This window comes from Rhizomonospora bruguierae, from assembly GCF_018397995.1.
In the GTDB taxonomy this organism is placed as follows: domain Bacteria; phylum Actinomycetota; class Actinomycetes; order Mycobacteriales; family Micromonosporaceae; genus Rhizomonospora; species Rhizomonospora bruguierae.
This window is the reverse complement of record NZ_BBQH01000047.1, coordinates 1-12,128: the sequence shown is the minus strand read 5'-3', so window position 1 is coordinate 12,128 and position 12,128 is coordinate 1. Positions and strand designations below refer to the sequence as shown.

Sequence of the window (12,128 nt, the reverse complement as noted above, 5' to 3'; positions counted from 1 at the left end):
CATGGACATCGTGGTGACGGACAACCCGGCGGCCAGCCGCTACGAGGGGCGGGCCGGCGACGACCTCGTCGGCTTCGTGGACTACCGCCCCACCGCCGAGGCGCTGGTCTTCGTCCACGCCGAGACGGACCCGACCGTGCGCGGGCGCGGCCTGGGCACCGTGCTGGTCCGCGGCGCGCTGGACGACGTGCGCCGGCGCGGGACCAAGGTGGTGCCGAACTGCCCGTTCGTGGCGGAGGTGATCGACCGCAACCCCGAGTACGCGGACCTGCTGGCCGGCTAGTCGCTAGCCGGCCCCGGCTACGGGATCTCGACCGCCGACCGGTCCACCGGGGTCAGCCCGAGCGAGACCAGTTCCTCGCGGGCGTAGCGCAGCTCCTCGGCGATCCCCCGGGCCAGGGCCCCCGGACCCGCCGGGCGGAACTGCCCGGGCAGCACGTTCCAGGTGTAGGTGTCCACCACCAGGTGATCGCAGCCCGCCGCGCCCCGACCGAGGAGGGCGGCGAGGCCCTCCCGCAGCACCGGGGTGGTGGTGGTCAGCGGGGCGGGCAGGGTGGCGTGCAGCGGCACGTGGAAGTGGACCCGCCACGGGCCGCCGGTCGCGGCGTCCGCCTGGGCGAGCGCGGCGGGCAGGTCGTCGGCGACCGGGCCGGCCGGCCCCCGCACGTGGTGCAGGAAGCGGGGCTCCGCGAAGCCGGCGAGGGTGGCCGCCGCCGTGCCGGGCTCCGCCACCTCGATCGCGGCGGACAGTTGCACGGCCACCACGGGCAGGCCCGCCTCCAGAACCCGGCGCAGCGCGTCCTCCGGGCGCTCCCAGGCGCAGGCCAGGTGGGCCAGGTCGAGGCAGACGCCGATCACGTCGGTGTCCACCTGGGTCAGGTGCGCGACCGCCTGGGCGGTGGTCTCCACCACGCAGCCCGGGCCCGGCTCGAAGCCGACCCGCACGGCCCGGCCGGTCTGCCACACCACGTCGCCCAGGCCCTTGGTCAGGTCGTCCAGCTGGCGGCGGACCGCGGCGTCCTCGGCGGCGCCCCACGGCTCCCGCCAGCCCAGCGGCATCGTGCTGACCGATCCCCGCACCGCGTCGTCGGGCAGCAGGTCGGCCAGGACCCGGGCCAGGTCCAGGGTGTACTCCAGCCGCCGCGGGCTGGTCCAGTCCGGCCGGTACGCCTCGGCCTTCGCGCCGTCGGTCTGGAAACCCCGGTACGGGCTGCCGTTGAGGGTGACCACCTCGAGCCCCCGGACGGCCAGCTCGCGGCGCAGCTTGGCGCGGCGGGTGCTGCTGGCGGCCAGGCCCGCGGCCAGTGGCGCGGGCAGCCACAGCCCGAGCCCCAGCACGTCGGCGTCGAGCCGCTCGCGGGCGGGCACCGCGGTCGCGTCGAGCTGGGCGAGGATCCCGGTCAGGTCCTCCGCCGGGTGCACGTTCGTGCAGTAGCCGAGGTGGACGGTCTGCCCGTCGGGGTGTCGCAGCCGCATGCAACCGCCTCCGCAGCGCTCGTGCCGACTACTCGTTGCCACCCAGTACGCGCCGGTGACCGGTTCGGATCATCGTGACCATCGATGGATCCGAGAACCGCCGCGGGTGCGGGGTTTTCCGCCGGTTCATCAGGGGGACGCGCCGATGCTATCCGCCGGTCCCCATCGGGGGAACCGGCGGACACCCCGCCTTCCGCGAAGCGGTGGAATCGGCCGCGGCGACTACAGTGCCGGCATGGCAGCGATCCTCGCGGCCGACCGGCCGTGGAACGAGATCCCGGGCGTCGGCGTGGTCGGCGGCATCATCGGCATCCTGATCATCGTGGTCGCGATCCGGTCCATGTTCCGCAAGAAGTAGTCGCGATTCCGCAAGAAGATAGTCACGCACCGGCTGTCGTTCAGCGGACATTCACTCCCGGCAACACTCCGGTAACCTGGCGCCCGCTTCCCCCGCACCGGCGGCAGAAGGTGGGAGACCGTGGAACTGGAGCCCCTCGGCCGGCAGCTGGCCGCCGGACTGGCCCGGGTTGCCGTGGCCGTGCACGCCGCCGGCGGCGGCGCCGCCGGGCTGGAGCGGACCCTCGCCCAGCAGCAGGTGCTGCTGGTGCTCAGCCGGCGCCGGGAGGTCTACCCGCTGACCGACCTCGCGCAGGATCTGGGCATGACCCGCCGCGACCTGCTGGCCGCGGTGTCCACACTGGTCAAAGAGGGGGCCGTCCAGATCGAACCGGCGCCCTCGTACGCGCCGTCGCAGGTGCGGATCCGGCTCACCGAGTCCGGCCGCCGGCAGCCGCCGGAACTGCTGAACTGGGCGGCGGACCTGCTCGCGGAGCTGCACAACCTGGACGAAGCCCACCAGCGCCGGCTGCTCGGGGTGGTGACCGGCCACATCCGCCGGTTGCAGCAGCAGGGGCAGATCCCGGTCTTGAAGCTGTGCGTCACCTGCCGCTTCTTCGACGGGTACCGGCACACCGGCAGCGACTCGCCGCACCACTGCTGGCTGGTTGACCGCCCGTTCGGGCACCGGGAGCTACGTCTGCGCTGCCCGGAGGCCGAGCCGGCGCAGAACGAGCCGGCGCAGAACGAGCCGGCGCCGAGCGGGCCGACGCGGGGCGGGCCGACGCGGGGCGGGCCGACGGCCGGTCGCGCATAGCCGCAGGCGGCCTGGGTATGAGCCGGGCATGCGCATCGGTTACCACCTCTCCTGTGAGGAGTACACCCCGGCCGAGCTGCTGGAGCAGGCGCGCGCCGCGGAGGCGGCCGGCTTCACCGCGCTGTGGATCGCCGACCACTACCACCCGTGGAACGATGCGCAGGGGCAGAGCGCGTTCGTCTGGTCGATGATCGGCGCGCTGAGCCAGGCGGTACGCCTGCCGATCACCACCTCGGTGACCTGCCCGACGGTGCGCGTCCACCCGGCGGTGATCGCCCAGGCGGCGGCGACCAGCGCGGTGCTCACCGGCGGGCGGTTCCGGCTCGGGGTGGGCACCGGCGAGGCGCTGAATGAACACATCCTCGGCGGCGCGTGGCCGTCCGCCGGGATCCGGCTGCGGATGCTCGAAGAGGCCGTCGAGGTGATGCGCGCGCTGTGGACCGGCGACTTCGTCACCCACCACGGCGAGCACTACGTGGTGGAGCAGGCGCGCGTCTACACGCTGCCGGACGAGCCGCCGCCGGTCTACGTCTCCGCCTTCGGGTCCAAGTCGGTCGAGCTGGCCGGGCGGATCGGCGACGGGTACATCAGCGTGCTGCCCGACGCGGACCTGGTGCGCGGGTTCCGGTCGTCGGGCGGCGCCGGCAAGGTGGCCCAGGCGGGCTTCAAGGCGGCGTACGCCGACAGCGAGGACGAGGGCGCCCGCCTGGCGTACGAGAAGTGGCCGCACGCCGGGCTGCCCGGCGAGCTGTCCCAGGTGCTGCCCTCCCCCCGCCACTTCGAGCAGGCGAGCAGGCTGGTCCGGCCGGAGGCGATGAAGGAGTTCTTCGTCTGCGGCCCGGACCCGGACCGGCAGCGCGAGATGATCGGCAGGTACGCCGCGGCCGGCTTCGACGAGGTCTACGTCGCCAACACCGGGCCGAACCTCGACGGCTTCTTCTCGATGTACGCCAAGCACGTCCTCCCGGCCCTCTAACGCGACCCGGGCCGCCGGGAGTCCGATGTGGATGGCCGGGACGGGTTTGCCGGTACCGCCGGCCGGGTACTTCGGCCCGGCGATGAACAAGCTGCTGCCCACCTTCGCGCGCCTCCGCGGCGCCGCCCGCCGCCACTTCGGGTGGCGGTCCCTGCGCCCCGGCCAACTGGCCGCGATGCGCGCCCTGCTCCGCCGGCGGGACGCCCTGGTCGTGCTGCCCACCGGCGCCGGCAAGTCGGCGATCTACCAGGTGCCGGCCACCCTGCTGACCGGGCCCACGGTGGTGATCTGCCCGCTGCTCGCGCTCCAGCAGGACCAGATCGCCGCGCTCAACGAGCGGCGCGACCCGCGGCTGCGCGCCGTGCGGCTCAGCTCGGCCGAGACGCCGACGCAGCGCGAGGCCGCGCTGGTCGAGGTGCGCGAGGGCCGGGCCCGCTTCCTGTTCATCACCCCGGAGCAGCTCAGCGACCCGGGACGCCTCGACCGGGTGCGCGCGCTGAAGCCGGGCCTGGTCGCGGTGGACGAGGCACACTGCATCTCCACGTGGGGCCACGACTTCCGCCCCGACTACCTGACCCTGGGGCACCTCATCGAGCAGTTGGGCCGGCCGCCGATCGCGGCGCTGACCGCCACCGCCTCCCCGCCGGTCCGCGACGACATCGTGGACCGGCTGCACCTGCACCGCCCCCGGGTGGTGATCGGCGCGCTGGACCGGCCGAACCTGTTCCTGGAGGCGGCCCACTGCCCCGACGAGGACTACCGGTGGCGGCGGCTGCTGGCGCTGCTGGACGGCGGCGAGCGGCCGGGCATCGTCTACGTGCCCACCCGCCGGGCCGCCGAGGACCTGGCCGGGCGGCTGAGCGCGGCCGGCCACCCCGCCGGGGCGTACCACGGCGGGATGGCGGCCGGCGAGCGCGCGCGCCGGCACGCGGACTTCCTCGCCGACCGGGTCCCGATCATGGTGGCGACCTCCGCGTTCGGCATGGGTATCGACAAGCCGAACATCCGCTTCGTGGCACACGCCGCGCTGCCCGACTCGCCGGACAGCTACTTCCAGGAGATCGGGCGGGCCGGGCGGGACGGCGCGCCGGCCCGCACGCTGCTGCTCTACCGCGCCGAGGACGTGGGTCTGCAGCGGTACTTCAACGCCGGCACCGCCGACGAGGAGGATCTGGCGCGGCTGGCCGGCGCCCTGCACGCCGGCCCGGTCGGCAAGGGCGAACTGCGCGAGCGGACCGGGCTCGGCGCCCGCAAGCTGGGCCACCTGCTGGGGCTGCTGGAACAGGTGGGCGCCGCGCTGCCCACGCCGAAGGGCAGGTACCGGTGCCCGCCGTACGCGCCCATGCCGCGCGACGCCGCCCGGCTGGCGATCGCCGAGTCCGCGCGGTACCAGGCGATTCAGGACAGTCGGGTCGATATGATGCGGTACCACGCCGAAACCCGGCAGTGCCGGGCCCAGTCGCTGCTCGCCTACTTCGGCGACCGGCTGCGACACCGGTGCGGGCACTGCGACAACTGCGCCAACGGCGAGGCGCAGGCGACGCCCGAGTCCGCCGACGGGCCGTTCCCCGTGCACAGCACGGTGCGGCACGCCGAGTGGGGCCACGGCCTGGTGCTGCGGTACGAGGACGGCGAGCGGATGACCGTGCTGTTCGACAAGGTCGGGTACAAGACCCTGTCGGTGTCGGTGGTCCGGGACCAGAAGCTGCTGACGCCGGCGCCCACCCGGCGACCGGCGGCCTGACGGCGGCGGGGCGGACGGCGACCGGGATGAGCCCCGGGGTGAACCGCGGGATGAAAGGGCGGGGTGTGAGGCGTATGAACGGCACCGGGGGCGGCAGGATAGCCTCGTGTCTCATGTCCAGCCCGCCGACGAGGCCCGACGAGGAGACCAGATGATCGAGCCAGTACAGCTGCCCGACCCCTGGCGGGACAGCCGACTGACGGTCGTGGTCCCCACGTACAACGAGGCGGGCAACCTGCCCCGCGTGGTGGAGCGGCTGCTGGCGCTGCCGCTGCCCGGGCTGACCGTGCTGGTCGCCGACGACAACAGCCCGGACGGCACCGGCGAGGTCGCCGAGAAGCTGGCCGGCGAGCACCCGGGCCGGGTGCTGGTCGTGCACCGCCCGGGCAAGCAGGGCCTCGGCCGGGCGTACGTGGACGGGCTGGGCCGCGCGCTGGAGGCCGGCGCCGACTTCGTCGCCCAGATGGACGCGGACCTGTCGCACCCGCCGGAGGCGCTGCCCGGCATGCTCGGCACGCTGCTGTCGACCCGGGCCGGCCTGGTCATCGGCTCCCGGTACGTGCCCGGCGGGCAACTGGACGACAACTGGCCGCTGTACCGGCGGGCGCTCTCCGGGTGGGCCAACCTCTACGTGCACGCCCTGCTCAGCGTGCGGGTGCGGGACCTGACCGCCGGCTTCAAGATCTGGCGGGCGGACGTGCTGCGCGACATTGACCTGCGCCGGGTGCTCTCCGACGGGTACAGCTTCCAGGTGGAGATGCACTACCTGGCGACCCGGCTCGGGCACACGATCGTCGAGGTGCCGATCCGGTTCGAGGAGCGGGTGGACGGCGCGTCGAAGATGACCACGCGAACAAAGGTGGAGAGCGCCGTCATGCCGTTTCAGCTACGGTGGAAGCACCGTCGGTTGACCAACCCGGGGCGCCCGTAGGGGCGGTGCGATCCAGGGGCAGGGGGATCCACCATGGACAACTTCTACGACGACCTCCCACTGTGGGAAGCCGACGAGGACGCGGTGCCGCCGGTCATCGGCCGGGTGGACGCGCGCACGGGCGAGCAACTGATGCACTACGAGACCGCCGGCGAGGTCTCGAATCCGGACGAGCGGCCGGCGGGTGGCTCGGCATCGCCGGCGATCAGCTATGACACGGACGACGGCGTGAGCGTGTCGGTGTCGTTCTGATCACGCCTCGCGATACCGCCTAGGCGGGGCACCATGATTTGCTCCGTCACGCTAACCTCAGGGGCAAATATGTCCACAGCGGCTCACAAGCCTACGGGGCGGTGGGCGAAACCCTGGGGGTGAACGGAGCTTTGGCAGATGTCAACGCAGTAACGCCTGAGCTACTGGCGGCGGCCGGCAAGGCGGAGAACGGCGGTCAGTCGATCGCGCAGATGCTCAGCGCGTTGATTCAGAACCTCGAGCCCATGCAGCAGGGCTTCGTCGGCCAGGGTGGTCTGCGGTTCCAGCAGGTCAAGGAGTCCGTCAACGCGGACCTCATCGCCATCACGGACGCGCTGAACGAGGTGGCGCAGGGCATCCGGACGGCCGGCCAGGACTACTCGGTCGCCGACCAGGAGTCCGAGCAGGAGGTCACCAAGGCGGCGGAGGACGCTGGCAACATCATCAACCGTCTCCGCGGCGGCGCCTGACCGGATCGAAGAAGAGGAGCTGAACCCATGGGCGCAGAAGGCCAGATCGTTTACAAGTTCCACACCATGTCCAGTGCCGCCGAGGCCATCGACGTGGCGGTGAGCACCCTCAACGGGACCCTGTCGGACATCGAGCGCGACCTGCGTCCGCTGGAGGGCGAGGCGTGGAGCTCCGAGGCGCAGCAGCAGTACAAGATCCGCCAGGACCGGTGGCGCAACGCGGCGGCGCACATCGCCCAGACCCTCGGGCAGATCAAGGCCGCGGTGATCTCGGCGAGCGAGCGCATGTCGCACACCGACAAGAAGGCCGTGAACTACTTCTAGGAACCGCTCGCCCGGGTCCCGGCCGCCCGGCCGGGACCCGGCGTGCGTCCAGCGTCGCCTAAGGAGAAGCGGTGCCGAGCCGTCGCGAACAGTTGTTCAGCTACCAGTTCATGGTGCAGCGACTGATCTCCGCCTTTGTCTACCGGGACGCGGAACTGGTCCAGGTGCCATTCCGGCGGGCCGCCGGAAATCTGTTCATCGGTGCGATGCTGGGCGTTCTGGCGCTCGCCGCGGTCGGCGTGTATGGCGTGATCAACCCCGGCGGCAAGGCGAGCTGGAAGAACGACAAGGTGCTGGTCGTCGAGAAGGAGACCGGCGCCCGATACGTGTACCTGAACAACGAACTGCACCCGGTCGTCAACTACGCCTCGGCGCGCCTGATCCTCAAGCAGTCCGGCCTGAAGACCGTGAGCGTCTCGCAGGCGTCGCTGCGGGCCGCGCCGCGCGGCGTGCCGCTGGGCATCGTCGGCGCGCCGGACTCGCTGCCGGAGGCCGCCCAGCTGGTCCGCGGCGACTGGCTGCTCTGCTCCCAGCCGGCCACCAACGAGGCCGGCCAGTCGATCACCCGCTCGGTGCTGCTCATCGGCGCCCAACCGCAGGGTGGCCGCCCCCTCGTCGACGACGAGGGGCTGTTGGTCCGGCACCCGGACCGCACCATCTTCCTGATCTGGCACGACCGGCGGTACCAGATCCGCAAGCCCGAGGTCACGCTCGGCGCGCTGGCCCTGGGCCAGGCCCCCGTCATCGCGGCGGCGCCGGCCTGGATCAACGCGATACCGCAGGGCGCTGACATGGGTCCGATCTCGATCGACGGGCGCGGCGGCCGCTCGCAACTGCGCGACGCCCGGGTCGGCCAGGTCGTGGTGGCCCGCTCGCAGAGCGGCGAGAACCAGTTCTTCGCCGTGCTGGCCGACGGCATCACCGACATCACGCCGGTGCAGGCGGACCTGCTCATCAACGACCCGGCCACCGCGGCCGCGTACCCGGACGGGCGGGTCGAGCCGATCCAGCGCACCGACCTGATCCAGGCCAAGCGCTCGGCCCGGCGGCTGCTGCCGCAGGGCGACTCCGCTCCCCCGCAGACCACGCCCCGGATCGCCACCGGCGTCGAGCGGTCGGGGCTGTGCACCACGTTCGCCGGCGCCGCCGCGCCGCAGGTGCTGGTCGGCGCGGCCGTGCCCGCCGGCGCGGGTGCCGGTGCCGCGGCGGGCCCGGGCGGCTCGGCGCAGGGCACGCCGCGCGCCGACCGGGTGGTGGTCGGCTCCGGCCTCGGCGCGCTGGTGCAGTCGATGATCTCGCCGGACGCCACCGGCGGCGCCCTGTCCGTGGTCACCGACCTCGGCGTGCGGCACCCGCTCACCGGCCAGGAGGTGGCCGGCTACCTGGGCTACGACCCGAGCCGGGTGGTACGGATGCCGGCCGGCCTGGTGGCGTTGCTGCCGGAGGGGCCGCCGCTGGACCCGAACCGGGCCACCGCGCCGGCCGAGGCACCGTGACCGGCGCCCCGCTTCCCGGCCGCAACGTCGCCGCGCGCGCCCCGCTCGCCGGCCGCACCCGCGCTGCGCGCCGCCCGCTCCCGGGCCGCACCACCGCGACCCGTGCCCAACTCCACGGCCGCACCACCGCGACGCGCGCCCCGCTCACCGGACTGCTCGCCGTCGCCGCGCTGGTCGGCGGCGGTGTGGCCCCGCTGGTCGCGCCCGGCGCCGCGGCCGGCAAGGCGCCGGCCAGCGTGCCGGGCGCCGCCCGCCTCGACTGTCTCAAGCCCGGGCCGGTGGTCGCGCCGGTCCCGTGGGCGCAGAAACTGCTCGCGCCCGAGCGGGCGTGGCCGCTGGCCACCGGCAGCGGCGTGACCGTCGCCGTGCTGGACTCCGGTGTGGACGGTGGGCACCCGCAACTGGCCGGTCGCGTGCTGCGCGGTCGCGACTTCCTCAACCCCGGCAACGGCCCGGGCGACCGGGACTGCGCCGGTCACGGCACCGCGGTGGCCAGCATCATCGCCGCCCAGGCGGCCACCGACACGGGCTTCCACGGCGTCGCGCCGGGGGTGAAGATCCTGCCGGTGATCGTCAGCGAGCGCGGCGGGGACGACGACGGCAACGGCGGCGGGGTGACCCCGGCCAGGTTCGGCGAGGCGCTGCGCTGGGCGGTCGACAACGGCGCGGACGTGGTCAACATGTCGCTGTCGTTCGCCCGGGACAACCCGCCGATCCGGGCGGCGGTCGAGTACGCGCTGTCCCGGAACGTGGTGCTGGTCGCGGCGGCGGGCAACAACGGCAACAACGGCAACCCCACGCCGTACCCGGCCGCGTACGACGGCGTGCTGGGCGTCGGCGCGGTGGACGAGATCGGCCTGGTGCTCGCCGACTCGGGTCATGGGTCGTTTGTGGACATCGCGGCGCCCGGCGGCAACGTCACCGCCGCGACACCGCAGCGCGGGCACGCGGCCTGGTCGGGCACGAGCTTCGCCACGCCGTTCGTGGCCGGCGCGGCGGCCCTGGTCCGGCAGAAGAACCGGGACCTGACCGCCCGGCAACTGGCCGACCGGCTGACGGCCACGGCCAGCCCGGCACCGGCCGGCAAGCACAGCCCGTACTACGGCGAGGGTGTGATCGACCCGTACCGCGCGGTCGCGGACCGGCTCGTCGCGCCGGCCCCCCGGGTGGCACCCACCCCGATCGTGCGCCAGGTCGACGCCGCCGCGTTGGCCCGCGAGCGCGCCGACCGCGTCCTGCGCGAGCGGGCGATGTGGCTGGCCGGCGGGGCACTGCTCCTCGTCGTCCTGGTGCTGCTCGCCGTCGGGGTGCGGCGCTGGGGCCGCCGGCAGCGGTGGCGGCCGGCCCGGGCCGCGCCGATCCCGCCCCCACCGGACGACGTGGACGACGCACCGGTCAAGCTCTTCGACGAGGTGACCTGAGATCGTGGTGTATCGATGAATCAAGCCAATCGTGACCGCGACGGGGCATTGCGCTTTGCCGTGATTGGCTAGTCTTAGAGGAACGTCTCAGCCATCTGCCTGGCTCGTGCCGCCGGTTCGAGCGAGCGGGCCGCACCGGGGAGGAATCGCATGGCGGACAGGCCCGACTGGGTCTCCGATCAGCCGGTCGAGGTGGACATCCAGTCGCTGTACAGCTTCGCCCAGGCCATCCAGCAGGAACTGGATCAAAACGTGAAGCCCAACGTCCCGATCCTGATGGAGCGGATCGGTACCGGCGGCGAGGGCATGTCCTTCGGCAGGGACGGCCGGTACAGCCAGGGCCAGGTGATCGGCAGCTATCACCAGGACTGTGAGATCAAGGCCCGGGAACTGCTGGAGAATCTCCAGATCGGCCTCCAGGCGATCACGTACGCGGCGCAGAGCATCGCCCAGGAGTACACGTCGCAGGACGAGCAGAACGCCATGGAGATCAGCAAGATCGGCGGCTACTTCAGCCCGAAGGACAAGTCGCGGTCGATGGCCGAGCAGCTGGGCCTGCCCGAGCCGGAACCGGATGACCCGCCGCTCGGCGGGCCGGGCCGCAACCGGGCGATCTGACGGGGGTACGGACTGATGAGCGAGTTCGACGGGTACAACGTCCACGAGCTGCGCGAGATCGCGAACGACGACAACGACGCCCAGCGGATGGACGAGCAGGCCGAGGGCTGGCGCGGCATGGCCTGGCTGTTCGAGGCCCAGGTGGGCCGGCTCGAGGTGGCCATGAGGCAGCTCCAGGCCGCGTGGAACAGCCCGGCCGGACGCAAGTTCCTGGAGGAGGTCGACAAGGTCAAGCAGACCCTGTCGGCCGCTCAGGAGAAGGCCACCGGCAACCAGCGGGCCTGGACGGCGATCTCCCAGAAGGCCAAGACGGTCAAGACCGAGGTCGCGCAGATCGAGCAGGACTACTTGAAGGCGTGGGGCAAGGCGCAGGCGGATTACGAGGCGGCCAAGAAGAAGGACGCGGACAACTTCAACTGGGCCTGGGGCGGCCTCGGCGACCTGTGGGACGACCCGGATCCGCCGAACCAGAACGCGGTGCGCGCGCCGTACGACACCAAGGCCCGCCTGGCGATGGCCGGGGCGGACACGGTCTACGTCACCGAGTACCGCCAGAACCTGTGGACCCCGCCGCCGTACGAGGGCCCGAGGGACGCCAAGGTCCCCGAGCACGAGGCCGGCGGCGGTGGCGGCAACACGAGGTACACCGGTGGGGGCGGCGGGAGCGGCGACTTCACCGTGCCCGGCGGCCGGCCCGGCACGATCCCCGGCTACAACCCGCCGAACAACACCATCGTCATCCCGCCGGGGCAGCAGCCGCCGGCGTTCACCCCGCCGGACCTGCCGGACCTGGAGGGCGGCCTGGTGCCGCCGGTGCCCCCCGGGGGGTTCCCACCGGCCCCGCCGCTGATCCCGCCGGGCGCGCCCCCGGTCGGTGGCCCGCCGATCGTCCCGCCGATCACGCCGCCGGGTACCCCGGCGCCGAACCTGCCGATCCCGCCCGGGCGGGGACTGCCGATCCCGCCGGGCAGCAAGCCCCCGCTGCTGCCGAACCTGCCGGAGGGCAACCAGCCGATCACCGGCGGCCGGAACCTGCCCGGCGGCCGTCCCCCCGGCAGCCCGAGGCTGCCCGGTGGCGGCCTGGACGAGTCGATCGTCGGCGGCCGACCCGGCAGCCAGGGGCCCCAGGGCGGCCCGCGCAACGTGCCCGGTGGGCGCTCGATGCCCGGCGGGCGCCCGATGCCCGGGCGCGGCGGCGCGCCCGGCGAGGGCCAGGTGCCGGGCGGTCGGCCGGCCCCCGGCGGCCGCGGCGTGACCCGGCCGGTCG

The 12,128-nt window shown here is 73.5% G+C and carries 14 protein-coding genes; 13 read left to right on the top strand and 1 reads right to left on the bottom strand.

Annotated features, from left to right (window positions below):
- Position 1: 1 nt before the first annotated feature.
- The gene (locus KJS59_RS22440; protein ID WP_213454937.1) at positions 2 to 283 is read left to right on the top strand and encodes a GNAT family N-acetyltransferase; all 282 of its coding nucleotides are present in this window, start codon (positions 2 to 4) and stop codon (positions 281 to 283) included.
- A 17-nt stretch (positions 284 to 300) separates the two neighbouring features.
- Here KJS59_RS22440 and eboE read toward each other — a convergent pair whose 3' ends face one another.
- Entirely contained in the window at positions 301 to 1,476 is a 1,176-nt protein-coding gene (gene eboE, locus KJS59_RS22435) for a metabolite traffic protein EboE (protein ID WP_213454936.1), read from the bottom strand.
- A gap of 235 nt (positions 1,477 to 1,711) precedes the next feature.
- Between eboE and KJS59_RS31860 the strand changes: the two genes are divergently transcribed.
- The 12 genes from KJS59_RS31860 to KJS59_RS31855 all read left to right on the top strand — a co-directional run.
- Complete coding sequence (locus tag KJS59_RS31860) at positions 1,712 to 1,834, top strand: hypothetical protein (RefSeq protein ID WP_283775842.1); 123 nt, start codon at positions 1,712 to 1,714, stop codon at positions 1,832 to 1,834.
- A 120-nt stretch (positions 1,835 to 1,954) separates the two neighbouring features.
- Complete coding sequence (locus tag KJS59_RS22430) at positions 1,955 to 2,629, top strand: MarR family winged helix-turn-helix transcriptional regulator (RefSeq protein ID WP_213454935.1); 675 nt, start codon at positions 1,955 to 1,957, stop codon at positions 2,627 to 2,629.
- Positions 2,630 to 2,657: 28 nt separating this feature from the next.
- Entirely contained in the window at positions 2,658 to 3,605 is a 948-nt protein-coding gene (locus KJS59_RS22425) for a TIGR03557 family F420-dependent LLM class oxidoreductase (RefSeq protein ID WP_213454934.1), read from the top strand.
- 82 nt (positions 3,606 to 3,687) lie between these two features.
- Positions 3,688 to 5,349: a RecQ family ATP-dependent DNA helicase gene (locus tag KJS59_RS22420; RefSeq protein ID WP_213454964.1), complete on the top strand. Its 1,662-nt coding sequence runs from the start codon at positions 3,688 to 3,690 to the stop codon at positions 5,347 to 5,349.
- 151 nt (positions 5,350 to 5,500) lie between these two features.
- A complete protein-coding gene (locus KJS59_RS22415) occupies positions 5,501 to 6,280 on the top strand; it encodes a polyprenol monophosphomannose synthase (protein WP_213454933.1) in 780 nt (259 codons plus the stop codon).
- A 33-nt stretch (positions 6,281 to 6,313) separates the two neighbouring features.
- Positions 6,314 to 6,532 (top strand): hypothetical protein, encoded by a 219-nt coding sequence (locus KJS59_RS22410; protein WP_213454932.1) that lies wholly within the window; start codon positions 6,314 to 6,316, stop codon positions 6,530 to 6,532.
- 131 nt (positions 6,533 to 6,663) lie between these two features.
- Positions 6,664 to 7,002: a WXG100 family type VII secretion target gene (locus tag KJS59_RS22405; protein WP_213454931.1), complete on the top strand. Its 339-nt coding sequence runs from the start codon at positions 6,664 to 6,666 to the stop codon at positions 7,000 to 7,002.
- 27 nt (positions 7,003 to 7,029) lie between these two features.
- A complete protein-coding gene (locus KJS59_RS22400; RefSeq protein ID WP_213454930.1) occupies positions 7,030 to 7,326 on the top strand; it encodes a WXG100 family type VII secretion target in 297 nt (98 codons plus the stop codon).
- A 71-nt stretch (positions 7,327 to 7,397) separates the two neighbouring features.
- Complete coding sequence (gene eccB, locus KJS59_RS22395; RefSeq protein WP_213454929.1) at positions 7,398 to 8,822, top strand: type VII secretion protein EccB; 1,425 nt, start codon at positions 7,398 to 7,400, stop codon at positions 8,820 to 8,822.
- On the top strand, positions 8,819 to 10,243 hold the full coding sequence (gene mycP, locus KJS59_RS22390; protein ID WP_249714711.1) for a type VII secretion-associated serine protease mycosin: 1,425 nt from the start codon (positions 8,819 to 8,821) through the stop codon (positions 10,241 to 10,243). Before eccB ends, mycP begins: the two co-directional genes overlap by 4 nt.
- A gap of 150 nt (positions 10,244 to 10,393) precedes the next feature.
- Positions 10,394 to 10,861, top strand: a complete 468-nt coding sequence (locus KJS59_RS22385) for a hypothetical protein (RefSeq protein WP_213454928.1) — start codon at positions 10,394 to 10,396, stop codon at positions 10,859 to 10,861.
- A gap of 15 nt (positions 10,862 to 10,876) precedes the next feature.
- A partial coding sequence (locus KJS59_RS31855) for a WXG100 family type VII secretion target (RefSeq protein ID WP_376771237.1) occupies positions 10,877 to 12,128 on the top strand: 1,252 nt, incomplete at its 3' end.